Raw genomic sequence first — 26,063 nt, forward strand, 5'->3', positions numbered from 1 at the left:
CTCAGGTGCTCCTTCCAGGGCGGCCGCGCACCAGCAGCCAGAGCAGGAACGGCGCCCCGAGGGCGCCGGTGACGACGCCCACCGGGAAGTTGACGTCGACGAGCAGGTAGTCGGCCACGTAGTCGCCGCCGACCACGACGATCGCCCCGACCAGCCCGGCCCCGACGACGGTGGTGCGACCGGCGTTGAGGGCTCGGGCGATCGGTCCGGCCAGGAAGGACACGAACGCGATCGGGCCGGCAGCGGCGACGGCCACCGCGACGAGCACGACGGCGAGCAGCAGCAGGGCGTCGGCACGCCGGCGGCCGACACCCAGACCGGCGGCGGCGTCGTCGCCCAGCTCGACGATCCGCAGCGACCGCGCCGACCAGGCCGTCAGCGGCACGAGCAGCAGCAGGAAGGCGAGGAGCGCCCGGATGGTCGGCCAGTCCGCGGCGCTCACGCTGCCGGTCAGCCAGCGCAGCACCAGCTGGGCGTCCCACACGTCGGCTCGGGTGAAGAGGTACTGGATGACCGACATCAGCGCAGCGGCCGTCCCGACCCCGACCAGCACGAGCCGGTGGCCGGCTCCCGACCCGGCGACCAGCCGGACCAGCACCGCGACGGCCACGGCTCCGACCACGGCCGAGACCGACACCGCGGTGCCGGTCGAGTCGAACGTGACGATCGCGAGCACGGCCGCGGTGCTCGCCCCCAGGCCGACCCCCAGGATGTCGGGGCTCGCGAGCGGGTTGCGCAGCGTGGTCTGGAAGATCGCGCCGCCGACGCCGAACGCGACTCCGACGAGGGCGCCGAGCACGGCGCGCGGCAGCTTGCTCTCCATCAGGATGAACGAGGCGCCGGGAACGTCCTCGCCGCGCAGGATCCGGACGAAGTCGGCGACGGTGATGGTGAAGTCGCCGAGCAGCACCCGTGCCGCGAGGACCCCCAGCAGCAGGACCGCCAGGCCGCCCACCACCAGGCGAGCCCGCCGAACCGGGCCACGGCGGGCCGCGCGGACCGGCTCGACCGGAACCGGCCGGGACCCGAGCCAGGTCGTGGTCGTCACCGCGCGCCCAGCCGACCGCGACGGACCAGGGCCAGGAACACCGGGACCCCCACCACGGCGGTCATGATCCCGACCTGCACCTCGGTCGGCGGCATCACCACGCGCCCGGCCGTGTCGGCCGCGACGACCAGGACCGCGCCGTACCCGAGCGAGAGAGGCAGCAGCCGCGTGTGGGCACCGCCCACGAGGGCACGTACGCCGTGCGGCACGATCAGGCCCACGAACGCGATCGGACCGGCCAGCGCCGTGGCGCCACCGGCCAGCAGCACGCAGGCCAGCCCGAGGACCAGCCGGTCCCGCACGACGCTGCGGCCGAGGCCTCGAGCCAGGTCGTCGCCGAGCGCGAGCGTGTCGAGCGTCCGCGAGCCGGCCAGCGCCAGCACCGCCCCGGCCACGAGGAACGGCAGTCCGGCCAGCAGCACGTCGAAGCCCCGACCGCCGACCGTGCCGACCTGCCAGAACCGGAAGCTCTCCATCGTGGCCCGGTCGACCAGCAGTGCGGCGGTGGTCCAGCTCGTCAACGCAGCGGAGACCGCGGCACCGGCGATGACCAGCTTGACCGGGGTGGCTCCGCCCCGGCCCAGCGTGGCGATCGTGTGCACGGCCAGCATCGCCAGCGCGGCGCCCGCCAGCGCGAACCACAGGTACGCCCCCAGGTCGGACACACCGAGCACCGAGATGGCCAGCACCATCGCGAACGACGCGCCCGCGTTGACGCCGAGGATGCCGGGGTCCGCGAGGGGGTTGCGGGTCAGCCCCTGCATGCAGGCACCCGCCAGGCCCAGGGCCCCGCCCACGGCGAGACCGAGACAGGTCCGGGCCAGTCGTGCGACCGCGACGGGGTGGTCGGGGTCGTCCCCGGTCAGGATCGCGAGGGGCGAGACGGCCGTGGACCCGACCAGCACCGACGCCAGCACGGCCACCGGCAGCACGACGACGAGGGCGGCGGCGGCGCCGGCCCGCGCCCGGACGGTGCTGACCGACCGCAGGGGCGCCGCCTCCAGGACGGCCATCAGTCCCCGTCGACGGCGTCGGCGACGTGCGGGAGGAAGTGCTCGATGACGTAGGGGATCGACAGCGGGCTCGGGTTGGTCACGGCCAGGCCGACCTGCTTGTCCACCTCGGCGTAGGCGTGCCCCCGCGCGATGGCCGGGATCCGGCCCAGCAGCGGGTCGTCGGCGTACGTCTCGAGGTCGTCCGCGCCCTCGGCATAGGTCAGCAGCACGTCGGACTCCAGGTCCGCGGCCCGCTCGGCGGAGACGTTGCCGTAGAACTGCCCCTTCCCGACGGCGGTGTCGACGACGGGGGCGTTGACCAGGCCGAAGTCGTTCATCATCGAGACACGCGGGTCCTGCGGGGCGTAGATGCCGACGGTGGACAGGTCGGTGGTGGTCAGGTACGCGAAGACCAGGGACGCCCCCTCGAGCTGCGGGTACGCCGCCTTCGCGTCGTCGATCTCCTCCTGGGTCCCCGTCTCCACCTCGTCGGCGAGGGCGCTGCGTCCGAGGGCCTCGCCGACCATGTGCAGCGAGGTCTGCCACGGGGTGGTCCACGGCGCGTCCGGGTAGGCCACGACGTCGGCGATCTTGCTCAGCCGGTCGTACTCCTTCTCGGTGATGCCCGAGCTGGTGGCCAGGACCAGGTCGGGGGCCAGCTTCGCGATCTCCTCGACCGGGGCGCCGTCCGCGTCGTCGTACCGCACCGGCGCCTCGGCCCCCATCTCCTCGATCCGCGCGTCGAACCAGTCCGAGGACCCGGCGTCGTTCCCGCCCCACGTCAGCTCGGTGGCCCCGACCGGGACGACCCCGAGGGACAGCACGGCGTCCTGGTCGGACCAGCCCAGGGTGACGACGCGGGTCGGCTCCTCCTCGATCGTGGTCTCGCCGAACGCGTGCTCGATGGTGACCGGGAAGGCGCCGGCGTCGGACGTGGTCGTGCTCGTGGGGGTCTCGGCGTCCGCGGCGGTGGAGTCGGTGCTGCACCCGGTGAGCAGCGTTGCCGCGAGCAGCCCGCCCGCGAGGGCGCCGCGCGAACGGGCCGGGAGGAGGCGTCGGTGGTCCATCGGAGTCCTTCGTGGTTAGGTAAGCCTTACTTAGGCAAGCCTTACCTTAATCAGATGGGTCCGGGCATGACGAGAGGGGGTCGGCCCGTCTCGCGGACCGACCCCCTCGCGGAGCCCGGGGTCGCGGCCTCGGCAGGGCCGCCTCAGGTGATGCGCCTCAGATGTCGGTGCGGTGGAAGTTCTGGAACGACCGCGACGGGGTCGGGCCGCGCTGGCCCTGGTAGCGCGAGCCGTACTTCGCCGAGCCGTACGGGTGCTCCGAGGGCGAGGAGAGCCGGAAGAAACAGAACTGCCCGATCTTCATGCCCGGGTAGAGCTTGATCGGCAGCGTGGCGACGTTGGCCAGCTCCAGCGTGACGTGCCCCGAGAAGCCCGGGTCCACGAAACCGGCGGTGGCGTGGGTGAGCAGCCCCAGCCGGCCCAGCGACGACTTGCCCTCGACCCGGGCCGCGATGTCGTCGGGCAGCGAGACCACCTCGTACGTCGAGCCGAGCACGAACTCACCCGGGTGCAGGATGAACGGCTCGTCACCCTCCGGCTCGACCTGGCGGGTCAGGTCGGACTGGTCCGCCGCGGGGTCGATGTGGGGGTAGCGGTGGTTCTCGAAGACCCGGAAGTACCGGTCGAGGCGCACGTCGATCGACGACGGCTGCATCATCTCCGGTTGCCACGGGTCCATGGTGATCCGGCCGGAGTCGATCTCGGCCAGGATGTCGCGGTCTGACAGCAGCACGTGCGCACCCTACCGGCCCCCGTCGGTCGTCGACCGGTCCCGACCGGCGAAGATGAGGGCATGTCGTTCCACCGGTACGTCGCCGTCGGCGACTCGTTCACCGAAGGGGTCGGCGACCCCGACCCCACCCGCCCCAACGGCCTGCGCGGCTGGGCCGACCGGGTCGCGGAGGTCCTCGACCACCAGGCCGGCGACGCCGGCTTCGGCTACGCCAACCTCGCGATCCGCGGGCGCAAGCTGCACGCGATCATCGCCGAGCAGCTCGACGCGGCGATCGCTCTCGAGCCCGATCTCGTCACCGTGTACGCCGGCGCCAACGACATCCTGCGGCCGCGGGTCGACCTCGACGCCCTGGTCGCGGACTACGACCGCGCGCTCGGGCGGCTCGCCGGCACCGGCGCCCGCGTGCTGGTGTGGACCGCCTTCGACCCGGGCGGCTCGGCGATCTACCGCCCGGTCCGCGGCCGGTTCGCCCTGTACAACGAGCTGGTCCGCGAGAGCGCCGACCGGCACGGCGCGACCGTCGTCGACTTCTGGCGCCTCAAGGAGTACCGCGACTGGCGCTACTGGGACGAGGACCGGATGCACATGGGCCCGGCCGGTCACCAGCGGATGGCGATCGAGGTGCTCGACACCCTCGGCGTGGACCACGGCCTCGAGCCCCTGCCGCTGCGCGACGTCGACGCCCCGTCCCGGCGCGAGCAGCTGCGCGAGAACCTCGACTGGGCCCGCGAGGCCGCGCTGCCCTGGGTGCACCGCCGGCTCACCGGACGCTCGTCCGGCGACACCGTCAGCCCCCGGTACCCGACGCTCGCGCGACTCGCCGTACCCCTCTCTCCCCGACCCGTGTCCCCGGGCGGCGACTGATGAACTAGCATGTGCGCCGACCGGTCCGCCGGTCATGCGGATGTAGCTCAGTTGGTAGAGCGCGACCTTCCCAAGGTCGATGTCGCGAGTTCGAGTCTCGTCATCCGCTCCACACCTCGGTCGCGCTCACGAGCGCGACACCCGTCATCCGCTCCACGCTCGGTCGCGCTCACGAGCGCGACACCCCACCGAACGTCGATGTCGCGAGTTCGAGTCTCGTCATCCGCTCCACGCTCCAGACGAAGCCGCGACCCTCACGTATCGGGGGCCTGCGGCTTCTGCCATTTGCCGACCCCGACCACCTCGGTGACTGTTGTGACTTGTGGGTCACTTGACGTCTTGCGTGACCAGCGGGGACAGTGGTACGTCAAGTCGTCGACGTGTCTCGAGGATCGCAATGCCCCGCCCCCGCCCCCGCACCCTCGCCATCGGCGCCCTCGCGCTGCTCCTCGCCGCCGCCCCGTTCGTGCCGCGCGGCGGTGACGACGACGGCGCCCTGCTGCCCTCAGGCGAGCAGGAGCAGCGCGGCCTCGCACCGGCCGCCACCGCTCCGCTGGGCTCGGTGAGCGCCGCGAACCAGGCCGAGATCGACCGCGTGCTCGCGCAGGGCCGGGCCGCTGCCCGGACCCTCGGCCGGGTGCCGGTCGCCCAGGAGCCCGACCGGCTCGCGGCGGCCCTGGTCCGCTGCGCGGAGTTCGACGGCCAGCGTTACTGCCTGCACTCCGGGTGGACCGAGGACTCCGAGACCGAGGTCCAGGCCCGGATGGCGACCGCCGCCCGCGCGGTGGCGTCCCGCCCGCAGGGCCGGACCACCACGGGCGACCTCGACGAGCTGGCCACGCTCCAGCGGCTGGCCCGGATGGACCCGAGCGCCCGCGAGGCCCAGGAGCGGTCCGAGCTCACGCTCGCCGCCCGCTCGGTGGCCAAGGTGTGGCTGCTGCGTCACGAGATCGAGGGGGTGCCGATCCCCGCGGAGTTCCTCGCCGCCCACCCCGAGGCCACCACCGCTGCGCCCGGCGCGACGAGCGCCCAACCCGCCGCGCGCACCGCGTCCGCGTCGCCGACCGCGAGCGCCACGCCGACCAGCGACCCGAGCGTCCAGCAGCGCAAGCACCGCCGGGACTACCCGCAGCGCTCGGTGGTGCTCGACACCCAGCAGGTGGCCGAGCAGCAGCGCACCTACTGGTGCGGCCCCACCACCATGCAGATGATCGCGTGGGGCTGGAAGGACAAGGACCTCGGCCAGGCCCACTGGGCCGACAAGCTCGGCACGACCACCAGCGGCACGGCGATCACCGACATGGTCCGGGTCGTCAACGCCAGCACGGGCTGGGACCGCGCCGACCACGCCGGCGCCTACATCACCCTCGACATCGGCGACTACACCTTCGGGAAGTGGCAGCTCCTGCTCTTCCGCCACATCGACGACTACCACGCCCCGGTGGTCCTGCACCCGATCCTGCTGAAGAAGTACTACCCCTACCTCGACGACGACGCGTCCGGTCACTTCCAGGCCGGCCGCGGCTACGACAAGCGTGGCAAGAAGTCCAACCAGATCGGCTACTTCGAGCCGTGGAACCAGCAGCGGTTCGACCCGTCCGAGCCTTACATCGCCCGGGTGCAGTGGCGCTCGGCGTACAAGAGCTACCGGGCCAACCTCGCCCACTTCCAGCACAACATCGGCGTCTGATGCCCGCTGCCCTGCGCCGGTACGCCGTTCCCGCGGCGGCCCTGCTCGTCGGCCCCCTCCTGACGCTGTCGGCGTGCTCGGACGACAAGGACGGCAGGACGGACGCCACCCCGGCGACCTCGTCCGCGTCGTCCGGCCCGGCGTCCTCGAGCACCAGCCCGTCCGCGAGCTCCAGCCCGTCCTCGAGTGCCGACGGCTCGGCGGTGCCCCCCGGAGGGACCGCCGAGGAGCCCGCCGTGCTCGAGGCGCGGACCCGGCTCCTCGACTGGAAGCGGCTGCCGGGCTCGGTCGACGACACCGTGACCCGGAGCGGTGAGTGGACCCTGACCGTGGACGAGGCGGGCACGAGGGCCAGCATCGAGGGCCCCGGGTCCGGCTCCGGGATCGCTGCCGGCCCGGGCCGGACCGTCTCCGACGCCCTCATCGACCGGGACTACGCCGTCGTCGTGCTCCAGGACAAGCAGGAGACCCGGCCGAGCATCGCGCAGGTCGTCGACCTCCGCAGCGGCAAGAGCTTCACCCTCGACGGCAGCTCCGACGTGCCGACCACCAACGGCGGCACGTGGGCCCTCGCGGACGGCACCCTGGTGCACGCGACGGTCCACCAGGGCTCCTACTGCACCGCCACCGTCGACCTGGCCACGAGGAAGTCGACCCTGGGCTGGTGCGCGCCCGCCCGCCACGGCTTCAACAGCGCCCGGATCACCCCGGCGGGCACCTCCCTGCTGACCTTCGACGACTCGCAGCCGGCCTGCCGCACCGTCGTCGAGCTCGACGGCACCGACGTCACGCCGTTCGAGGGCGTGCCCGACTGCAAGGGCTGGGACGGTCTCCTGGTCGACGGCGGCGCGGTCTGGTCGGTCATCCCGCGCGAGCGCGAGATCGAGACCGCCCACGTCTACGCCCGCACCGGCGACGGCTACTACGACCTCGGCCCGGCCACGTCCGGGTCGCTGACCTGGTGCGGCGACGCGGCGTACTTCTCACGCGACCCGCAGCGCGACGCCGACCCGGCGAGGTTGCTGCGCTGGACCGCCGAGGACGGGCTCGAGGTCGTCTACGAGTCCGGCGGCGGGCGGGCTTTCCTGAGCACCCCGCGCTGCGGTGGCGACACCATCAGCGTCACCGCCCTCGCCGAGTCCGGCGACGAGCAGGTCAGCGCGCAGATCGGCTGACGCGGGTCGCGTCATGGACTGCGGCTCCACCCGTTCCACCCCTGTCGGAGCGATCCGGCACCCGGACGCGGGGTGGTGGCGTCTCAGCGGCACGCCATCATCCCGCCCCGCGGTCACCGCCCGCCCGGACCGTAGGGTTGTCGGGTGAGCCCTGCAGCCGAGCCCGCCTTCACGGGCATCCCGGTGGCGGCCCTGGACTTCTACGACGACCTCGAGGTCGACAACACGAGGTCGTTCTGGGAGAAGCACAAGGCCGTCTACGACGAGTCCGTCAAGGCACCGATGACCGCGCTGTGCGCCGCGCTCGAGCCGGAGTTCGGCCCGGCGAAGGTGTTCCGCCCCTACCGCGACGTGCGCTTCGCCAAGGACAAGACGCCGTACAAGACCCACCAGGGCGCGTTCGTGCCGGCCGGCCCCGCCACCGGGTGGTACGTCCAGGTGTCGGCGCAGGGCGTACGGACCGGTGCCGGCTTCTACGAGGCGAGCTCGCCGCGCCTGGCCGCGATCCGCGCCGCCATCGACGACGAGCGCCGGGGCACCGAGCTCGAGCGCATCCTCGCCACCCTGGCCGGCGCGGGCTGGGACGTCGGCGGCGACCGGCTGAAGACCTCGCCCCGGGGCTACGGCGCCGACCACCCGCGGATCGACCTGCTCCGGCACCGCTCGCTGACGGTCGGGCGGTCGCACGGCTTCGAGCCGTTCATCCACACCCCGGAGCTGCTCGACGTCGTCCGCGACGACTGGCGCGCACTCCGGCCCCTCGTGGAGTGGGTGGCCGAGAACGCCGAGCCGCGCGCCGGCGCCTGACCCCGGTTCAGTAGAACCAGACGTCGCTGCCGGCGACGGCCGTCAGGTCGTCCAGCGACAGCGGCGGGGCGTCGGTGAGCGGAGCCGCGTCCTTGCCGTCGGCGGCGTTGTAGGACAGCGCCGAGACCTGGAAGCCGTTCTGCCACACGGTCGCCCCCTGTGCGGTCACCCGGTCCGCCGTGGTCGGGCCCCAGGTGAGCACGGGGTCGCCGTCCGCGTCGGTGGAGCACGTCGTGCCCTGCCCGCCGGCCCGGCAGTCGCGCTGCGGGTTCGCGCCGGCCGGCTCGATGACGACCGTCGTCAGCGTGCCCTGCCAGCTGAAGTGTGCGACCAGGGTGTCCGGCCCGGACGCCGGGGAGTACGGCGCCGAGGTCCGCAGCTCACCCGCGCCGTCACGTCCGAGGATCTCCCCCACGGTGGCCGGCACCTGCGGGGCCGCGACCGTGATGGTGTCGCCGAGGGTCGGCGGCGGCATCGACACGGACGCCGACGGGGGCGTCGACACCGAGGCCGAGGGCGGGGTGGACACCGACGGCTCCGAGGTCGGTGTGGGCAGGGGGGTCGACGATGGGGGCGCCGACGGGGTGGGCGAGGGCGTGGGGTCGCTCGCCACCGGCGTCGAGCGGTCCCCACCCCCGAGAGGTACGACGACCGCCCCGACGCCGATGACGCCGAAGACGGCGAGCGCGGCGGCCGCCGTACCGGCTCGTTGGCGGCGGCGCAGGGCGCGGCCGCGGGTGATGCCCGCCGCGACGAGGCGCTGCGGGTCGGAGGGAGACGGCGGCGAGCCCTGCACGAGGAGCTGGCCGATGTGCTCGTCCTGGTGGTCCATGACTGTCCTATCGGTGGTGGAGGAGGTCGACGAGCGAGGGTCCGAACACGGCACGCAGCCGCTCGAGGGCTCGCAGGGTCCGGCTGCGCACCGCCCCCTGGCTGCAGCCGAGGACCTCGGCCACGTCCGCGACCGGCCGGTCGTCGAGGTAGCGCAGCACCAGCACCGCGCGGTCCAGCGGCTGCAGCTCCCCGAGGGCCCCTGCCAGCGCGACCCGCAGGTCGGTGTCGTCCCCCCGGGCCGCGAGCTCGACGGGCGCCTCGATCGGGCGCTCGTGCGTGCTCGACCGCCGCTGGGCACTGATGAAGACCCGCACCAGGCAGGTCTGCGCGTACGCAGCCGGGTTCTCGATCGGGCGTCCCAGCCGGCGGTGCCAGCGCACGTAGACCTTCGCCAGGGTCTCCTGGACCAGGTCCTCGGCACGATGCGCGTCACCGCACAGCAGCCAGGCCGAACGGTGGAGCTGCGGGATCCGCGCGAGCGCGAACTCCTCGAACTCCCGGTCCTTCGTCATCTCTCTCCTCAAGGCTGGCGTCACCCGTACGACGCCGCCTGCCCAGGAAATGTCACAGCGAAATGTCACACGGGCCGGCCCGGCCCGTCACGTGGCGTTCACCGGCCCCTCGCCCGGGACCGCGAGCGTGGTGCCATGGCACGCCGCACCGTCCACCTCCACGTCGGACTGCCCGGGACCGGCGGGGACATCGTCCCCGCTGCCCTCGCCAGGCACGCCGAGGCCCTACGCGCCCAGGGGATCTGTGCCCCGGCCGGGGCCGACGAGATGCTCCGGGCCACGCTCGAGATCACCCGCGATCACCGGGCCCACGGCCTGCGGCGTCGGGACGTCGAGGGCAGCTGGGCGGCGATCTGCCGCCGGGCCCAGCGGGAGAGGGGTCCGGTCGTGCTCGGCCACGAGCTGCTCGCCGCCGCCACCCCCGAGCAGGTGGCGCTGCTGCTCGACGGGCTCGCCGGGTTCGAGGTGCACGTGCTCCTCACCGCGACCGACCCCGCGTCGCAGCTGGCCGCCGGCTGGCGGCGCACCCTCGCCGCCGGCGGCGCGACGTCGTACGCGCGGTTCCGGCGCCGGGTGCTCGACCCCGCCCGTGACCACCCGCAGGCACGCGAGTTCTGGGCGGCCCACGACCTGACGGCGGTGGCCGCCCGCTGGGCGGCCGCCCTCGGCGACCCTCGACGCGTGCACGTCGTCGTGCCACCCGCCGGGGCGCACGACCCGCGGCCCGCGATCTGGCAGACCCTCGGCGAGCTGGTCGGCTTCGAGCCGCTCGCCCTGCCCCACGACGAGATGGCCCTCGACGAGGTCGCGGCCGCGGTCGCCCGCGGGCTCAACGACGCCCTCGACGGCCGGCTCGGGTCGGTGGAGCACCGGCAGGCGGTCGCCCACTACCTGGGGGACGCCGCGTGGAGCGGCCCGCGCGCCGTTCCGACGGCCGCGGCGTACGCCGACCTGAGGGCGATCGCCCTGCTGTGGAGCCGGCAGGTGACGGCCAGCGGGTACGCCGTCATCGGGGACCTCGCCGACCTCTCGCCGGCCGAGCCGGCCGGGAACGGCGCCGAGCAGGGGCCGGCGCTGGAGGACGTGCTGGCCCGGACGACCGACGCGCTCGCGGACCTGGTCGTCGAGACGACCCGGCTGCGCCAGCGCGCCGCCGAGCTGGAGGCTCGCAACCGGTCCCTGGAGACGCGGCGGCTGCGGCTCGCGCCGAGGCTGACGCGCGCCTCCTGAACGGTCAGTGCGGCTGCCAGGCGTCCTCGTCGGCGGTGCGGGTGGTGACCGCGCGAGGCAGCTTGCCGTCGGCGAGCTGCTGGATCGAGACCTGCTCGAACACGTCGCGCAGCGAGCGCCGGGCCGCGATCCACACGTGCTGGAGGACCTGCGCGGACTCGTTGTAGCTGACCGCCTCGGGGCGCAGCCCGTAGACGGAGACCAGCGGCCCGTCGACCGCCCGGATCACGTCGGCGACGGAGACCGTCTCGGGGTCGCGACCCATCCGCCAGCCGCCGGACTGGCCGCGCTGGGAGATCACGATGCCGGCCTTGCGCAGGTCCGCGAGGATGGCCTGGAGGAAGCCGTGCGGGATCTCCTGGAGCCGGCCGAGCTCCTCGGCACTGACCGCGCGACCGTCCTGGCGCGCTGCCATCTCGATGAGTGCGCGCAGCGCGTAGTCGGACTTGGCTGAAACCCGCATGGGTGCAGTCTGTCAGATTTGTCGATCCAGACACTCGACCATCAGGCGGTGGCGTGGGTCGGACTCCTCCGGGCGACGCGTTCGGGGTCGGCCTGGTCGAGCTTGACCGCCCAGGCCACCCAGAGCACCCACAGGGTGAAGACGACCGCGGCCAGCAGGCCGCGGGTGATGCCCGAGGCGTCGAACCAGTCGCCCAGGGTGGTCAGGTTGGTCATCACGATCAGGCCGCCGGCGCTCACGCCGAGCACCCGGGCCGGCAGGAGGCGCACGACCACGGCCGCCACCGGGGCGGCGAGGCAGCCGCCCACGAGCAGCGCGCCGACGAAGGCCCAGTCGATCCCTTGGCGGCCCAGGGCGACCAGGAACCCGAGGGACCCGCCGACCGACACGACGAACTCGGCCGTGTCGACGGAGCCGATGACCTTGCGCGGCTCCAGCCGCCCCGACGACAGCAGCGTCGTGGTGCCGACCGGGCCCCAGCCGCCGCCCCCGATGGCGTCGAGGGCGCCGGCGAGCAGCCCCACCGGGGCGAGCAGCCGCGCACCCGGGCGACCGCGGAACCGCAGCCGCCCCGGTCCCACCGACAGGAACCGCCAGGTGACGTAGCCGCCGAGGACGAGCAGCAGCGCGGCCACGACGGGCACCGCGACGTCGGCGTCCAGGCTGACCAGGAACGTGGCGCCGGCGAACGCGCCCACGAAGCCGGGCACCGCGAGGATCCCGACGACCCGCCAGTCGGTGTTGCCGAGCGTGTGGTGGGAGATGCCCGAGACCAGCGACGTACCGATCTCGGAGAAGTGGACCGCGGCCGAGGCGGCGGCCGGGCTCAGGCCGCCCGCGAGGAGCAGCGTCGAGGAGGTGACGCCGTACCCCATGCCCAGGGCGCCGTCGACCAGCTGCGCCACCAGCCCGGTGAGCGCGAGGACGACCAGCGTGCGCACGACCTGCCTCCTCGGTGGACGATACGTCAAATCAATACTTTGTCGTCTCAATTAATAGACAATGCGGGTTCCGTGTCAACGGCGGGCATCGCCCGTGTCCCACAGGACGGTCCGGAGACGCGGATCACCCCGCCTTGCCTCGCCCCAGACGCCCTTCTATCATTGAAGTTACCGGCCAGTAGAACTGTGCTGACCGGCTCCCCGACATCGAGAAGGTGGATCCGTGAGCCACTACAAGAGCAACCTCCGCGACATCGAGTTCAACCTCTTCGAGGTGCTCGGCCGCGACGACGTGCTGGGCACCGGCCCGTTCGCCGAGGTCGACGGCGCGACCGCGCGCGAGGTGCTGGCCGAGGTCGACCGGCTCTCCCGCGAGGACCTCGCCGCGTCGTACGAGGACAGCGACCGCAACCCGCCGGTGTTCGACCCCAAGACCAACGAGGCGCCGATCCCGGAGTCCTTCAAGAAGAGCTACCAGGCCTGGATGGACGCCGAGTTCTGGCGTCTGCAGATCTCCGAGGAGCTCGGCGGCACCCCCGCCCCGTCCAGCCTGGTCTGGGCGATCGGCGAGATGGTGCTCGGCGCCAACGCGCCGGTGTGGATGTACGCCGCGGGCCCGGCGTTCGCGGGCGTAGTGCACCGCAACGGCAACGACCGGGACAAGCGCATCGCGCAGCACATCGTGGACCGCGGCTGGAACACCTCGATGGTGCTGACCGAGCCCGACGCCGGCTCCGACGTGGGTGCCGGCCGCGCCAAGGCCACCCCCAACGACGACGGCTCGTGGAACATCGAGGGCGTCAAGCGCTTCATCACCTCGGCCGAGTCCGACCTGTGCGAGAACATCATCCACCTCGTCCTCGCCCGCCCGGTGGGCGTCGAGGGCGCCGGCGGCCCGGGCACCAAGGGCCTCTCGCTCTTCATCGTCCCGAAGATCCACTTCGACCACGAGACCGGCGAGCTGACCGGCGAGCGCAACGGCGTCTACGTCACCAACGTCGAGCACAAGATGGGCATCAAGGTGTCCAACACCTGCGAGCTCACCTTCGGCGACAGCTCCGTGGGCGGCGGCGAGCCGGCCAAGGGCTGGCTGCTGGGCGAGGTGCACGACGGCATCGCACAGATGTTCCAGGTCATCGAGAACGCTCGCATGATGGTCGGCACCAAGGCGATCGCCACGCTGTCGACCGGCTACCTCAACGCGCTGGACTTCGCCAAGGAGCGCGTCCAGGGCGCCGACCTCACCCAGGCGGCCGACAAGACCGCGCCCCGCGTCACCATCACCCACCACCCGGACGTGCGTCGCTCGCTGATGACGCAGAAGTCGTTCGCGGAGGCCATGCGCGCGCTGGTGCTCTACACCGCGTCGTGGCAGGACAAGGTGATGCTGGCCGAGCACGCCGGCGAGCGCGACGAGCTGGCCGAGAAGGTCAACGACCTGCTGCTCCCGATCGTCAAGGGCTACGGCTCGGAGCGCTCGTGGGTGCTGCTGGGCACCGAGTCCCTGCAGACCTTCGGTGGCTCCGGCTTCCTGCAGGAGTACCCGCTCGAGCAGTACGTCCGCGACGCGAAGATCGACACGCTCTACGAGGGCACCACCGCCATCCAGGGCCAGGACTTCTTCTTCCGCAAGATCGTCAAGGACCAGGGCAAGGCGCTGGGCCACCTGGCCGGCGAGATCCAGTCGTTCATCGCCAGCGAGGCGGGCAACGGCCGGCTCAAGGTCGAGCGGGCGCTGCTCGCGACCGCCCTCGAGGACGCCAACGCCATCGTGGGCGCGATGATCAACGACCTGATGTCGGCCGACGCCAGCGCCGAGGGCGGCGACCTGCGCAACATCTACAAGGTCGGGCTCAACACGACCCGCCTGCTGATGGTGCTCGGCGACGTCGTCTGCGCCTGGCTGCTGCTGCGCCAGGCCGAGGTCGCCCTGCAGAAGCTGGACGGCGACCCGGGCAGGGACAAGGCCTTCTACGAGGGCAAGGTCGCGGCCGCGCAGTTCTTCGCGCACACCAACCTGCCCCGCCTCACCGCCGAGCGCGCCATCGCCGAGGCGACCGACCTGTCGCTGATGGACCTCGACGAGGCGGCCTTCTGACCTGACACCTCACGCCTCGACCCGCTCGCGTCCCAAGGACCGGGCGGGTCGAGTCGTGTCCGGGGCCGGACGCCGGCGGGACCGGCGCCAGAGCTCGTCGGCTCCCCACACCAGGACCGGCAGCGGCAGCAGCGCGACGACCTGCCACGCCTGCGGGGCGGTGGTGCCGAAGATCGGCTGCAGCCACGGCACCAGGACCACGCAGGCGGCGAAGGCCACCTCGAAGGCGATGCCCCACAGCAGCAGGGGATTGCTGAGCAGCCCGATCTGCCACAGGGAGGCGTGCTCGGTGCGGGAGGCGACGGCCGTCCCGATCTGGCAGGCGACGATCCCGAGGAAGCTCATCGTGGTGGCCTGGACCCACACGTGGTGCAGCGGACCCGACGAGACGTCGTCACCGAGGCTCCAGCCGCCCTGCACGAGGGTGGCGAGGAACAGCAGCAGCACCAGCGCAGCCGAGACCCCACCCATCAGGCCCCACGCACGGAACAGCATCGGGCCGTCGATGACTCCCTGGCCCCGGCGACGCGGAGGGCGGCGCATGATGCCCGGCTCCGCCGGCTCCCGGCCCAGGGCCAGCGCCGGCAGCGTCTCGGTACCCAGGTCGATCGCGAGGATCTGCATCACCGTGAGCGGCAGCGGGACCTGCCCACCCGAGAGGGCGTAGAGCAGGAAGGGCACCGCCTCCGGGGTGGCGTGCGCGAAGATGTAGACGATGAACTTGCGGACGTCGTCGTAGACCCGACGCCCCGCCTCGACCGCGGTCACGATCGTCGCGAAGTTGTCGTCGGTGAGCACCATGGTCGCGGCCTCGCGGGCGACGTCGGTGCCCGACCGACCCATGGCCACCCCGATGCCCGCCTTGCGCAGCGCCGGCGCGTCGTTCACGCCGTCACCTGTCATCGCCACCACGTGGCCCTGGTGCTGCAGGGCGTCGGCGATCCGCAGCTTCGCCTCCGGGGAGCTCCGGGCGAAGACCAGCTCGCGGTTCCCGGCCAGCAGCGCGTCGAGGTCGGCCTCGGGCATCAGCTCGAGCTCGGCACCGGTGACCACCCGGGTGTGCTCGTCACCGATGCCGACCTGCTGCGCGATCGCTCTCGCGGTGAGGCCGTGGTCGCCGGTGACGACCAACAGGCGGATGCCGGCGGTGTGGCACCGTGCCACGGCGTCGCGCACCTCCTTGCGCGGCGGGTCGACCATGGCGACCAGGCCCAGCAACGTCAACCCGGTCTCGGCCTCCTCGCGGGACAGGCCGCGGGCGTCCGTGCCCGGGAGCGTCCGCTCGGCCAGGGCCAGCACGCGCAGGCCGTGCTCGGCCCAGCGGTCGGTCAGCGCGGCCACCTCGCGACGGCGCGCCTCGTCGAGCTCGGTCTCCCCGGTCTCGGTCGCCATCCGCGTGCACCGTGGCAGGAGCTCCTCGGGGGCGCCCTTGGACCGCAGCAGCATCCGGCCGTCGACGAGGTCGACCGTCGACATCCGCCGCAGCACGGGGTCGAAGTGGAACTGGACGCGCCGGGTGGGATGGTCGACGCTCGACGGCGCGCCCACGTCGGCGGCGAGGTAGAGCAGGGCCAGCTCGGTCGGGTCCCCCTGCTTCCGCTCCGGGTCGGCGGGGTCCCAGCGCGCGTTGTTGCAGGCGCTGCCGGCGCTCGCCAGTCGGCGCAGCAGCGCGGACGGGGTGGTGGAGTGCCTGCCGAGCAGGTCGAGCTCGCCCCCGGCCGTCCAGACCCGCACGGTCCGCATGCTGTTGAGCGTCAGCGTGCCGGTCTTGTCGGTGCAGATCACGCTGGTCGAGCCGAGGGTCTCCACCGCGGAGATCCGCTTGACCAGGGCTCCCTCCCGGGCGAGCACCCGGACGCCGAGTGCGAGCGCCAGGGTGATCGTGGGCAGCAGTCCCTCGGGCACGTTGGCCACGAGCAGGCCGATCGCGAAGTTGACGGCGTCCTGGAGGCTGAGGCCGGCCAGCAGCGTCCCGAGGGGGATGAAGCCCAGTCCCAGGCCGAGGGCAACCAGGGCGATCAGGCGGGCGACCCGCTTCACCTGCTTCTCGAGCGGGCTCTCCTGGTACTCGCTGCGCTGGGACAACGCGGCGATCCGCCCGAGCTCGGTGCTCATCCCGGTCGCGAAGACGACCCCGGTCGCTTCTCCCTCGGTGCAGCTGGTCCCGCTGAAGACGATGTCGGCGGCCTCCAGCAGCGGTCCGTGGTGGAATCCGGGCAGCGGTGCGCGCAGCACCGGCATCGACTCCCCGGTCAGGGTCGAGATGTCCATCTCCACGGATCCCGACAGCAGCCGGGCGTCCGCCGACACCCGGTCACCCTCGGCGATCACGATGACGTCCCCCGGCACCAGGTCGCGAGCGTCGACCGTGCACACCTCGCCGTCGCGGCGCACGGTCGCCTGGGGCGGCAGGTACGCCGTCAGGGCCTCGACCGCCTGCTCGGCGTGCCGCTCCTGGACGAACGCGAAGAGCGCGTTGATCACCACCACGAACACGATCGCCAGGGCCAGCGGCGGTGTGCCGCCGACCCAGGCGAGGACCGCCGCCGCCCACAGCAGCAGCGCCAGCGGGTGCACCAGCTGACGGCCCAGCTGCCCGGGCCAGGTCCGCCCGTGCCGGCGTACCAGCTCGTTGGGCCCGCTCACCTCGAGGCGACGGGCGGCCTCGCGACCGGTCAGCCCCTCGCGGTGGCTGCGCAGGTCGCGCAGCAGCCGGTCCAGCGCCTCCTCGGGGTCGATCCGGTGCGGCGTCTCGCTCACCCGGTCCCCTCTCCACGTCGGTGGCTACAGCAGACCGGGTCGCGTCGTGCCGTGGCAGGGTCGAAGGTCAGCCGGCACGGCGGCGGCGCGGGAGGCGTTTCCCGCTGCCGGGACGCGGGCAGACTCCGGCCACGGTGGCCGCACCCCCGTCGGCCGTCACGAACCAGGAGACAGTCATGGGTTTCGGAGCCGGCATCATCCTGCTCGTCGTCGGGCTGGTCCTCGTGACCGGAGCCGTCGACCTGCCCCGGTCGGTCGACGACGTCGTCGCCACCACCACCGTGGGCTGGATCTGCGTCGTCGTCGGCGTCCTCGGGCTGCTGCTGCCGCTGGTCGCGCAGCGCCGGTCCCGGACGCACGTCGAGGAGCGTCACTACAGCTGAGCGCGAGGCCCTAGCGTGGCGTGGTGCTCGACGCGACCCTGACCGGACTGCTCACCGGCCTGTCCCTGATCGTCGCGATCGGTGCGCAGAACGCCTACGTGCTGCGCCAGGGGCTCGCCCGCGAGCACGTCGGCCTGGTGGTGCTCGTCTGCACGGTGTCCGACGTGGTGCTGATCGTCGCCGGCGTGGCCGGGATCGGGACGATCGTGGAGCAGGCGCCGTGGGCGATCACGGTCGTGCGCTGGCTCGGCGTGGCCTTCCTGGGGTGGTACGGCGTGGGCTCGCTGCTGCGGGCCCGGCGTACGGAATCACTGCGGGCCTCCGGCGCCGGCACCACCTCGCGGCGGGGTGCGCTCGGCCGCGCGTTCGCGCTCACCTGGCTCAACCCGCACGTCTACCTCGACACGGTGCTGCTGCTCGGCTCGATCGCCAACCACGAGGGCTCGACGGGTCGGTGGTGGTTCGCGCTCGGCGCCTGCCTGGCGAGCGCGGCGTGGTTCACCGGGCTGGGGTACGGCGCCCGGCTCGCCTCGCGGCTGCTCGCCCGGCCGCGGGCCTGGCAGGTGCTCGACGTGGCGATCGGGCTGGTGATGCTGGCGATCGCCGTACGCCTGGCCCTCGGCTGATCCCGACCCTCGACGCCGAGTCGGCGCAGACTCGCCGATCGGGCCGGCACTTGCGCCGACTCGACCGCTTCCGGGCCGGCACTTGCGCCGACTCGACCGGTTTCGGGCCGGCACTTGCGCCGACTCGACGGGTCAGCCGGCGCCGCCGAGCGGGAGGACCAGCGCGGCCTCGCCGCCGGTGCCGATCCGCACCGGCACGCCCCAGTCCTGCTGGTGCATCCGGCAGGCCGCGCCCTCGCCGCCGTCCTCGTCGCACGAGGCGGCGCGGGCGGCGATGTGGAGGACGCCCTCCCCGACGCCCGGGTCGAGGGTGATCGTGCGGGTCAGGTCGGTGCCGAGACCGGCGCCGTCGCGGATCAGCGCGGGCGGGGTGGCCTCGACGACCAGCTGCGACGGCGGGCCGAACCGGTCGTCGACCTTCTGACCCGGGGGCGGCTCGAAGGACACCACCAGCTCGAGGGCGGCTGCGACCTCGGTGACCGGCCGCTGGGTCGTGTGCGCGAACCCGTCGGTCGTGGTGGCCGCCGCCCCGAGCGCGACCCGGGTCAGCCGGTGGGCGCCCGACTCGACGACGAGGAGGTGCTCGCCGGCCACGAGCGCGCCGCTGGGCTCGGCCAGCCCGGTCGCCAGCGTGGACATGGTGGCCGTGGCGGGGTCGAAGCGACGGACGGCACCGTTGTAGGTGTCGCAGACCGCGACGCTGCCGTCCGGCAGCACGGTCACGCCGAGCGGGTGCTGGAGCAGCGCCTGGTCGGCCGCGCCGTCGCGGAACCCGAACTCGAAGAGGCCGGAGCCGACCGCGGTGCGGATCTCCACCGGCCCGCTCGACGAGGAGCCGTCCACCCACCGCAGCGACGACGTCTCGCTGTCGGCGATCCAGAGCCGGTCACCGTCCGGTGCCAGGCCGGAGGTCTGCGCGAACCACGCCCCGGGCGCGGGGCCGTCGAGCAGGCCCTCGTTGGTGGTGCCGGCCGCGACGGCGACCTCGCCGGTGCGCGGGTCGAACGTCCAGAGCTGGTGGATGCCGGCCATCGCCACCCAGACCCGGTCCTGCCACCAGGCGACGTCCCACGGGCTGGAGAGCCGGTCGGTGCCGTCGCCCTGCATCCACTGGGTCCCGTCGCCGGCGAGCACGCTCACCTCGCCCTCGTCCAGGGCGATGCCACGCAGCTGGTGGTGGACGGTGTCGGCGACCACCACGTCGTACCCCACCTCGGCGGCGACGTCCGGGGGCAGCAGGCAGAGGCCGTTCGGCTCGCGGAAGCCGGCGAACCGGCGCAGCACCCGGTCGTCGCCGGCCTCGTCCGCAGCGAGCTCGACCACCTCGTCGTGACCGGCGTCGGCGACCAGCACGCGGCCGTCGTCGAGGCGGACCGCCTTGGCCGGGAAGCGCAGGTCGGTGGGCTCGACCGTCGGCGGGACGTACGGCGAGTCGCCGGGCTGCAGCGTCCCCTTCGCGCGGTGCTCCTCGACCAGGTCGCCCAGCAGCGCGTCGATCGCGTGCGCGTGGCCCTCGCCGGCGTACTGCGCGACGACGTAGCCCTCGGGGTCGACGAGCACGAGAGTCGGCCAGGCGCGGGCGGTGTAGGCCTGCCAGGTGACCAGCTCGGGGTCGTCGAGGACGGGGTGGTGGACGCCGTAGCGCTCGACGGCCTGCGCCAGCGCGACCGGGTCGGCCTCGTGGACGAACTTCGGCGAGTGGACGCCGATGACGACCAGCTCGTCGGCGTACTTCTCCTCCACGGGGCGCAGCTCGTCGAGGACGTGCAGGCAGTTGATGCAGCAGAAGGTCCAGAAGTCGAGCAGCACGAAGCGCCCGCGCAGGTCGGTCAGGGACAGGGGGCCGTCGGTGTTCAGCCAGCCGCGGCCGGCGAGCTCGGGGGCACGTACACGCACCGGCCCATTCTCGCGCGCCGCCCCAAGTGCCCGGCACCCCGGTGACCAACGGCCCTGCAGGGCGGTATCGAGGGCGGCGGAGCCTGAGGAGGCGACCGAGGGAGGGACCACGATGGCCACACCGGAGGAACACGCCCGGCACGGGCCCGACCGAGGGGACTTCTACGACTGGTCCGGTCCGCGGCCGCAGCGAGCGGTCGGGGGCCGCCTGTTCGAGATGCCGGCGTTCTACCACCGGATCACCTGCTTCTACTCCGTCCACCTCGCCGACCACGCCGCCGTGCGTGACGAGCTGCCCTCGCGCGAGGTCGAACCGGTGCGCTGGTTCGACGGCAGCGCGGCGGTGCAGGTCGTGGCGCTCCGGTACGACGAGGTGACCGGAGTCGTGGACGGCCGGCCAGCGAGGCTGGCGCCGTACGGCGAGGTCGGGATCTCGGCGCTGGTGAGCAGGCACCGGTGGCCCCGCGGCGTGGCCATGGCGGCGTCGGACCGGGTCAGGTTCGGCGGCTTCGTGCTCGACCTGCCGGTGACCACGGCCGAGGCGCGTGACCTCGGTCGCGAGGTGTTCGGGTTCCCGAAGTTCGTGGCCGACATGGACTTCCGGGACGGCCCCGGGGAGCAGGCCGTGTCGCTCTCGGAGGAGGGCACGCCCATCCTCGACCTGCGCGTCCGTCCGGCCGGACGGGTGGTGCGGGTGCGCCGACCGTGGTTGATGTACTCCTCGCTCGACAACCGGCTCCTGGAGACCGAGGTCCCGATGGTGGGCCACTGCCGGGGTCGCAAGCTGCGCCCCGACGCCGAGCTGCGGCTGGGCGACCACCCGGTCGCGGAGCGGCTCCGTCGTCTCCGGGTCCGACCCGAGCCGGTCGCCGCGGCGACCTACCTCGGTCTGCGGATGGTGCTGCCGGCCGGTGTGCCCGTGGGCAGCGCGCGTGCCCACCCCGGCCATCCGGGGCGCGAGCGGGACCGCGGCCGCCTGACGGTCGACTACATCGGCACCGGGCCGATCGACCAGTACGCACCCGCCGGTGGGGTCCTGCACGTCGGGTGAGTGGCCCTGAGCGACCCGGCTCGGCGTCCGGCCACCGCCCGCCCTCCAGGCTGCCACCCAAGGACGGTCGCGCATCCTCCACAGCGGACGAGGCAGGATCGGTGCGTGTCGGCAACGGTGTGGAGATGAAGGCCCTCATCATCATCGTCGCCATCGTCGCCCTGCTCTCCTTCGTCCTGGTCACGTTGGCGAAGAAGAGCGGCCGCGAGTAGCCGCACGCGCTCGGGACTCGGCGGGTGCCCGGCCGTGCACGGGCGCCCTCTAGGCTGCCGCCCATGACCGATCGGGAACGACTGGCCGGGTACGTCGACGTGTGGTGGCAGGCGGTCAACGACTTCCTCGACCTGCTCGAGCAGGTCCCGGCGGAGCAGTGGCACGCGCCGACCGACCTGGCCGGGTGGGACGTGCACGCCGTGGCCGCGCACATCGCCCACCTCGAGGCGGTGCTGGCCGGAGCGCCGGAGGAGACCGTCGAGGTCGGTGAGCCCGAGCACGTGACGGGCCTGATGGGGCTCTACACCGAGCAGGGCGTGGTCGCCCGCCGGGACCGCACGCCCGACGAGCTGATCAACGAGATCCGCGAGGCGGCCACCGCGCGCCACACCGCGCTGCTGGCCGACCCGCCGACCGACGCCACTGCGAAGCCCGAGCGGATCTTCGGCGGCGTGCCGTGGGACTGGGAGCGGCTGCTGCGCAACCGTCCCCTCGACCTGTGGATGCACGAGCAGGACATCCGCCGCGCCGTCGACCTGCCGGGCGGCATGGACTCCGCCGGCGCGCGGCACACCGCGGCGTACCTCGCCGAGAGCCTCGGCTTCGTCCTCGCCAAGCGGGCCGGGGCACCGGCCGGCACCACCGCCGTGCTGGAGGTGGGCGGCCAGGAGCCGGTCGCGTTCGTCGTCGACGACGCCGGCCGGGGTGCGCCGCTCCCGACCGTCCCGACCGACCCGACCGTGCGGCTGCGGCTGGAGCGCGAGGCGTTCATCGTGCTGGCGGGTGGGCGGTGCGCCCCGGACCCGGGCTCGGTCGAGGTGACCGGGGACCGGGAGCTCGGCCGCCGGGTCCTCGACGCGTTCGCGGTCACCCCGTGACCCGGGCGGCCGCCGACCTCTGGCGGATCGAGGACATCCCCGACCAGGCCGGACGCACGGTGCTGGTGACCGGCACGACCCTCGGCGGGCTCGGCCACCACACGGCGCTCGAGCTGGCCCGCCGCGGCGCGCGGGTCGTGCTCGCCGGGCGGACGCCGGAGCGGCTCTCGGAGACCGAGAAGGCGATCCGCGAGGAGGTCCACGCCGCGGAGCTCGACCAGCTGCAGGTCGACCTGGCCGACCTCTCGTCGGTACGCCGGGCCGCCGAGGAGGCGGTCGGTCTCGGCCCGATCGACGTGCTCGTCAACAACGCGGGCGTGATGGCCACGCCGTACCACCGCACCGTCGACGGCCTCGAGCTGCAGATGGCGACCAACCACTTCGGGCCGTTCCTGCTGACCGGCCTGCTGCTGCCGCAGCTGGTCGCGAGCGAGGCGGCCACCGTGGTGACGGTGAGCTCGCTGATGCACCGGACGGCCCGGTCGGCGCCGCTGGAGGACCCGCGGCAGCGCGACGGCTCCCGCTACGCGCGCTGGCCGGCGTACGCCCGGACCAAGCTGGCCAACCTGCTGTTCACCCACGAGCTGGACCGGCGCGCCCGTCGCGCCGAGCTGCCCGTCAAGGCGCTGGCCGCGCACCCCGGGTTCGCGGGCACGCGCCTGGTGGTCAACGGGAGGTACGGCCGGACCGACGGCCGGGTCGCCTCCATCCTCGACGCGGCCGTGCGGGCCGTCGCGCAGCCGGCCGGGATGGGCGCCTGGCCGACGCTGATGGCGGCCACCGCCGACCTGCCGGGCTCGACGTACTGCGGTCCGAGCGGGTGGGCCGAGCAGCGGGGCCTGCCGACCGTGGTGGGCAGCACGAAGCTCGCTCGCGACGAGGTGGCCCAGCGCCGGCTGTGGGAGATCAGCGAGGAGACGACGGGGATCCGCTACCCCTGAGGGCGGTCACCGGCAGAACGCGTGCAGCACCCCGGGCCTCCCGTCGAGCCAGATGTCGAACCCGACCCGGGCCGGCACGATCCGCGCCCGCTCTCCGGGCCTGGTCACCACCGCCCTGGTCGGGACCACGCCGTGCGGCGCCGCACCCGTCCAGCAGGCGTGCCGCTCGACGAGCACCGCCGCCCGGGTGGGCCGGGCGAGGTCGGGGCGCACGGCGCCGACCGTGGCCTGGTCACCCGCGGCGACCGTGACCGACCAGGCCCCCAGCCCCAGCGTGGCCAGCACGAGGTTGCCCACCGTGCGCCGCACCACGAGTGACCACGCGCTCCCCGTCGCATCCGCGAACATGACGTCCTCCTCGGCTCCGCCTGCCCCGGTCGGGGTGGCAGGACGAGGTCATCACCGGGCACATGGAGACGGCATGGAGCCGAGATGGCACCGGCTTGGAGGAGACTTGGGAGCCGGGGTCAGGAGCGGTCGCGGACCCGGACCAGCCCACCGCGGGTGCCGACGTACGCCGAGCCGTCGCGGGTGAGCGTGATCGCGGCGTGGTCGTCGTTGCGGAGCATCCCCAGGCCGGTGCGCACCGCGAAGACCCTGCGCCCGGTGCGGACGTCGAGGGCGGTGAGGTACCACGCGTCCGCGCCCCACCAGCTGTGCGGCTTGGTCCAGGCGTAGAGCAGCCCGGTCGCGAGCGACAGCCTCGGGGCCGAGGACGGGGCGACCTGGTCGGAGGTCCAGCGCACTGTGCACGTCCCCCCGACCACGTCGACCCGGGCGATCCCGCCGTCGCTGGTCCGGCCGAGCACGGTGCTCAGCGGCCCGCCGTACCCGTGGTTGTTCTCGACCACCACACCGGTGCCGACCGAGACCAGCGAGCTGCCGGTGGCGCTCTCGTCGTCGCCGAACACCGCCGCCTCGCACACCAGGTCACCGGAACCGGTGTCGTAGAACTGCACGTGCATCCGCGGGTCGGCGTTGTCGGTGATCGCGACCAGCCCACCCGGCAGCAGCGTCGGCGAGCTGCCGCTGCCCTGGCTGGGCTGCCCGGACTTCTGCTCGCTGCCGCGGTCGTACGCCGTCTGCCACGCCACCCGGGGGCGCCCGGAGGGGTCTGCGACCAACCGGTACAGCGCCTCGTCGGTCACCACGTAGGCCCCCGTGCGGCCGACCGCGAAGGGGGTGGTGATCCGCTGCCCCAGGTCCAGCGAGCGGGTGTGTCCGGACGCGGGGTCGACGGTGCCGACCCGGCCCTGCCTGGTCGACCACCACAGGGAGCCGTCCCAGTCCGGCAGCAGCCCGACCAGGCAGTCGTCGTCGGGCACCCGGTCGGAGAGGTCGTAGCTCGCCTCGGTGGTCAGGTCCGGGTCGCCGTCGGCGTCGGCGGTCGCGACGACCAGCACCCGCCGGTCCCGGGTCGCGAGGACCACGCGGTCCTCCTCGTCGAGGTGGAAGTCGCGGGCGCAGCGGTCGTCCGGCGCCTTCCCGGCGGGCAGCTGCTTGGTCGCGACCGGGTTCATCGAGTCGGGGTCGATCACGTGCAGGACCGGCCCGTTGCGGTCGCTGCACAGCGCGACGAGCCGGTCGTGGGAGTCCGCCGCGAGGCCCGGGCACTCCTCGAGGCCGAGCCACGACGTGTCGACCTCGGGCGACTCCCCCAGCGGCCCCGCCCACGGGAAGGTGCCGCTGCCACCCGCGTCGCCGCGCACCGACCCCCGACCGACAGGCGCGAGGTGCGGGTGCTGCGGGACGTCCACCTGCAGCGGGCGGACGGCGGCCGGGCGGCCGACGTACCCCGGCGTGACGAGCGCTCCGGGCCCCGGCGGCATCGGCAGCCAGCCATCAGGCACCAGCACCACCAGCCCGGTCAGGGCGAGCACGGCGGCGCCGACGGCGGCGACGACCCGCCAGGTGGGGCGCAGCCACGCCCGCACCCCCGGGACGAGCAGCGTCGCCAGCGCCGCCGGCACCACCCACGGCCCGATCGCGAGCCAGAGGAGGCCCACCCCGAGCAGGGCGAGCGTGCGCTGGAACCTCATCGACCCCTGGGCCCGAACTCCGGCACGAGCTTGCGGAACGCTGCCTCGCGGGCGACCTTCGTGTTGCGGGCGACCAGGAGGCGCGCCTGCTCGACGCGCTCGCGGGCGAAGGTACGCCGCGGGCTCGCCGTCCAGGTGTCGTCGAAGAGCCGCTTGGCGGCCGCGAGCTGGTCGGGCGAGCGCTCCCGCAACCGGGCGACGAGCTCGGCCGCCGCCTCGAGCGGGTCGTCGGCGAGCCCGGTGACCAGGCCCAGCTCCGCCGCCTGCTCCCCGGTGACCGTCTCCGCGGTCATGGTCAGCCGCTTGGCCGTGTCGATGCCGACCAGCTGCGCCAGGCTGCGGATGCCCGACATGTCCGGGATGATCCCCCACTTGCCCTCGAGCACCGACCACCGCGAGTCGGGGGTCGCGAACCGGAAGTCCGCGGCCAGCGCGATCTGGAGGCCGCCACCCAAGCAGTGGCCGTGCACCGCGGCGACGACCGGGACCGGCAGCCGGCGCCAGGCCCAGCAGGCCTCCTGGAACGTGTTGGTCCCGCGCCAGGGCCGCGGCACGAAGCTGGTCACGATGCGGGCGGGCTCCTTGAGCACCGTGGCGAAGTCGAGGCCGGCGCAGAACGCGTCGCCCTCCCCGGCGAGCACGGCCGCGCGCAGTGTCCGGTCCCGGCGCAGCCGGTGGGCGGTGGCGACGAGGTCGTCGAGCGTGTCGAGGGTCAGCGCGTTGAGCTTGTCGGGTCGGGCCAGCCGGACCTGGGCGACGCCGTCCTCCACCGTGCAGGTCACCGTGCTCATGGCAGCAGCCTAGGAGGGTCGTGTG

The 26,063-nt window shown here is 73.6% G+C and carries 24 protein-coding genes and 1 tRNA gene; 12 read left to right on the top strand and 13 right to left on the bottom strand.

The genetic code is table 11. The features are described from left to right. Window position 1: 1 nt before the first annotated feature. From ACFO9I_RS08600 to dcd, 4 genes are all read right to left on the bottom strand, one after another. The gene (locus ACFO9I_RS08600; RefSeq protein WP_379179796.1) at window positions 2–1,048 is read right to left on the bottom strand and encodes a FecCD family ABC transporter permease; all 1,047 of its coding nucleotides are present in this window, start codon (window positions 1,046–1,048) and stop codon (window positions 2–4) included. Further along, window positions 1,045–2,061, bottom strand: coding sequence for a FecCD family ABC transporter permease (locus ACFO9I_RS08605; protein ID WP_379179798.1), 1,017 nt, complete (start codon window positions 2,059–2,061; stop codon window positions 1,045–1,047). Before ACFO9I_RS08605 ends, ACFO9I_RS08600 begins: the two co-directional genes overlap by 4 nt. Then, window positions 2,061–3,110: an iron-siderophore ABC transporter substrate-binding protein gene (locus tag ACFO9I_RS08610; protein WP_379179800.1), complete on the bottom strand. Its 1,050-nt coding sequence runs from the start codon at window positions 3,108–3,110 to the stop codon at window positions 2,061–2,063. The genes ACFO9I_RS08605 and ACFO9I_RS08610 overlap by 1 nt, the downstream gene beginning before the upstream one ends. Before the next feature lie 157 nt (window positions 3,111–3,267). Continuing rightward, window positions 3,268–3,843 (bottom strand): dCTP deaminase, encoded by a 576-nt coding sequence (gene dcd, locus ACFO9I_RS08615; RefSeq protein ID WP_379179802.1) that lies wholly within the window; start codon window positions 3,841–3,843, stop codon window positions 3,268–3,270. A 60-nt stretch (window positions 3,844–3,903) separates the two neighbouring features. Between dcd and ACFO9I_RS08620 the strand changes: the two genes are divergently transcribed. The 5 genes from ACFO9I_RS08620 (at window position 3,904) to ACFO9I_RS08640 (ending at window position 8,382) form a co-directional block, all read left to right on the top strand. Next, the gene (locus tag ACFO9I_RS08620) at window positions 3,904–4,710 is read left to right on the top strand and encodes an SGNH/GDSL hydrolase family protein (protein ID WP_379179804.1); all 807 of its coding nucleotides are present in this window, start codon (window positions 3,904–3,906) and stop codon (window positions 4,708–4,710) included. A 36-nt stretch (window positions 4,711–4,746) separates the two neighbouring features. Continuing rightward, window positions 4,747–4,822: transfer RNA gene (locus ACFO9I_RS08625), tRNA-Gly, on the top strand. A gap of 285 nt (window positions 4,823–5,107) precedes the next feature. Beyond that, window positions 5,108–6,400, top strand: a complete 1,293-nt coding sequence (locus ACFO9I_RS08630) for a C39 family peptidase (protein WP_379179806.1) — start codon at window positions 5,108–5,110, stop codon at window positions 6,398–6,400. Then, window positions 6,400–7,575, top strand: a complete 1,176-nt coding sequence (locus ACFO9I_RS08635) for a hypothetical protein (protein ID WP_379179808.1) — start codon at window positions 6,400–6,402, stop codon at window positions 7,573–7,575. Before ACFO9I_RS08630 ends, ACFO9I_RS08635 begins: the two co-directional genes overlap by 1 nt. A 144-nt stretch (window positions 7,576–7,719) precedes the next feature. Then, complete coding sequence (locus tag ACFO9I_RS08640) at window positions 7,720–8,382, top strand: DUF2461 domain-containing protein (RefSeq protein WP_379179810.1); 663 nt, start codon at window positions 7,720–7,722, stop codon at window positions 8,380–8,382. Between the two features lie 7 nt (window positions 8,383–8,389). Here the strand turns inward: ACFO9I_RS08640 and ACFO9I_RS08645 are convergent, their stop codons facing one another. Both ACFO9I_RS08645 and ACFO9I_RS08650 read right to left on the bottom strand, forming a co-directional pair. Then, window positions 8,390–9,214 (bottom strand): hypothetical protein, encoded by an 825-nt coding sequence (locus tag ACFO9I_RS08645; protein ID WP_379179811.1) that lies wholly within the window; start codon window positions 9,212–9,214, stop codon window positions 8,390–8,392. A 7-nt stretch (window positions 9,215–9,221) separates the two neighbouring features. Continuing rightward, complete coding sequence (locus ACFO9I_RS08650; protein ID WP_379179813.1) at window positions 9,222–9,728, bottom strand: SigE family RNA polymerase sigma factor; 507 nt, start codon at window positions 9,726–9,728, stop codon at window positions 9,222–9,224. Between the two features lie 135 nt (window positions 9,729–9,863). Here ACFO9I_RS08650 and ACFO9I_RS08655 point away from each other — a divergent pair, with 135 nt between their 5' ends. Further along, window positions 9,864–10,958, top strand: a complete 1,095-nt coding sequence (locus ACFO9I_RS08655; protein WP_379179815.1) for a hypothetical protein — start codon at window positions 9,864–9,866, stop codon at window positions 10,956–10,958. 4 nt (window positions 10,959–10,962) lie between these two features. Here ACFO9I_RS08655 and ACFO9I_RS08660 read toward each other — a convergent pair whose 3' ends face one another. After that, the gene (locus tag ACFO9I_RS08660; protein WP_379179817.1) at window positions 10,963–11,421 is read right to left on the bottom strand and encodes an RrF2 family transcriptional regulator; all 459 of its coding nucleotides are present in this window, start codon (window positions 11,419–11,421) and stop codon (window positions 10,963–10,965) included. A gap of 41 nt (window positions 11,422–11,462) precedes the next feature. Then, window positions 11,463–12,362, bottom strand: a complete 900-nt coding sequence (locus tag ACFO9I_RS08665; RefSeq protein ID WP_379179819.1) for a sulfite exporter TauE/SafE family protein — start codon at window positions 12,360–12,362, stop codon at window positions 11,463–11,465. A gap of 223 nt (window positions 12,363–12,585) precedes the next feature. On the opposite strand from ACFO9I_RS08665, the gene ACFO9I_RS08670 reads away from it, so the two are divergent. Further along, complete coding sequence (locus ACFO9I_RS08670) at window positions 12,586–14,460, top strand: acyl-CoA dehydrogenase (RefSeq protein WP_379179821.1); 1,875 nt, start codon at window positions 12,586–12,588, stop codon at window positions 14,458–14,460. A gap of 9 nt (window positions 14,461–14,469) precedes the next feature. On the opposite strand, the gene ACFO9I_RS08675 is transcribed toward ACFO9I_RS08670, so the two are convergent. Beyond that, window positions 14,470–17,220 carry a cation-translocating P-type ATPase gene (locus ACFO9I_RS08675; RefSeq protein WP_379179823.1) on the bottom strand — a complete coding sequence of 917 codons (2,751 nt, stop codon included), beginning with the start codon at window positions 17,218–17,220 and terminating at the stop codon, window positions 14,470–14,472. Between the two features lie 176 nt (window positions 17,221–17,396). Here ACFO9I_RS08675 and ACFO9I_RS08680 point away from each other — a divergent pair, with 176 nt between their 5' ends. Further along, window positions 17,397–17,603 (top strand): DUF6458 family protein, encoded by a 207-nt coding sequence (locus ACFO9I_RS08680; protein ID WP_379179825.1) that lies wholly within the window; start codon window positions 17,397–17,399, stop codon window positions 17,601–17,603. A 23-nt stretch (window positions 17,604–17,626) separates the two neighbouring features. Next, the gene (locus ACFO9I_RS08685) at window positions 17,627–18,229 is read left to right on the top strand and encodes a LysE/ArgO family amino acid transporter (protein WP_379179827.1); all 603 of its coding nucleotides are present in this window, start codon (window positions 17,627–17,629) and stop codon (window positions 18,227–18,229) included. A 132-nt stretch (window positions 18,230–18,361) separates the two neighbouring features. Here ACFO9I_RS08685 and ACFO9I_RS08690 read toward each other — a convergent pair whose 3' ends face one another. Next, window positions 18,362–20,125: an NHL domain-containing thioredoxin family protein gene (locus ACFO9I_RS08690; RefSeq protein ID WP_379179829.1), complete on the bottom strand. Its 1,764-nt coding sequence runs from the start codon at window positions 20,123–20,125 to the stop codon at window positions 18,362–18,364. 112 nt (window positions 20,126–20,237) lie between these two features. Between ACFO9I_RS08690 and ACFO9I_RS08695 the strand changes: the two genes are divergently transcribed. The 3 genes from ACFO9I_RS08695 to ACFO9I_RS08705 all read left to right on the top strand — a co-directional run bounded on the left by ACFO9I_RS08695 (window position 20,238) and on the right by ACFO9I_RS08705 (window position 23,208). Then, window positions 20,238–21,176 (top strand): acetoacetate decarboxylase family protein, encoded by a 939-nt coding sequence (locus tag ACFO9I_RS08695; protein ID WP_379179831.1) that lies wholly within the window; start codon window positions 20,238–20,240, stop codon window positions 21,174–21,176. A 275-nt stretch (window positions 21,177–21,451) separates the two neighbouring features. Continuing rightward, window positions 21,452–22,267 carry a maleylpyruvate isomerase family mycothiol-dependent enzyme gene (locus ACFO9I_RS08700; RefSeq protein ID WP_379179833.1) on the top strand — a complete coding sequence of 272 codons (816 nt, stop codon included), beginning with the start codon at window positions 21,452–21,454 and terminating at the stop codon, window positions 22,265–22,267. Continuing rightward, window positions 22,264–23,208 carry an oxidoreductase gene (locus ACFO9I_RS08705; protein ID WP_379179835.1) on the top strand — a complete coding sequence of 315 codons (945 nt, stop codon included), beginning with the start codon at window positions 22,264–22,266 and terminating at the stop codon, window positions 23,206–23,208. Before ACFO9I_RS08700 ends, ACFO9I_RS08705 begins: the two co-directional genes overlap by 4 nt. Window positions 23,209–23,214: 6 nt before the next feature. Here the strand turns inward: ACFO9I_RS08705 and ACFO9I_RS08710 are convergent, their stop codons facing one another. The 3 genes from ACFO9I_RS08710 to ACFO9I_RS08720 all read right to left on the bottom strand — a co-directional run bounded on the left by ACFO9I_RS08710 (window position 23,215) and on the right by ACFO9I_RS08720 (window position 26,038). Then, window positions 23,215–23,556 carry a hypothetical protein gene (locus tag ACFO9I_RS08710; protein ID WP_379179837.1) on the bottom strand — a complete coding sequence of 114 codons (342 nt, stop codon included), beginning with the start codon at window positions 23,554–23,556 and terminating at the stop codon, window positions 23,215–23,217. A 119-nt stretch (window positions 23,557–23,675) separates the two neighbouring features. Then, on the bottom strand, window positions 23,676–25,247 hold the full coding sequence (locus tag ACFO9I_RS08715; protein ID WP_379179839.1) for a hypothetical protein: 1,572 nt from the start codon (window positions 25,245–25,247) through the stop codon (window positions 23,676–23,678). Next, window positions 25,244–26,038: a crotonase/enoyl-CoA hydratase family protein gene (locus ACFO9I_RS08720; protein WP_379179841.1), complete on the bottom strand. Its 795-nt coding sequence runs from the start codon at window positions 26,036–26,038 to the stop codon at window positions 25,244–25,246. The genes ACFO9I_RS08715 and ACFO9I_RS08720 overlap by 4 nt, the downstream gene beginning before the upstream one ends. Between the last annotated feature and the right edge of the window lie 25 nt (window positions 26,039–26,063).

Source organism: Nocardioides sp. GCM10023255, assembly GCF_042653125.1.
Lineage (GTDB): Bacteria > Actinomycetota > Actinomycetes > Propionibacteriales > Nocardioidaceae > Nocardioides.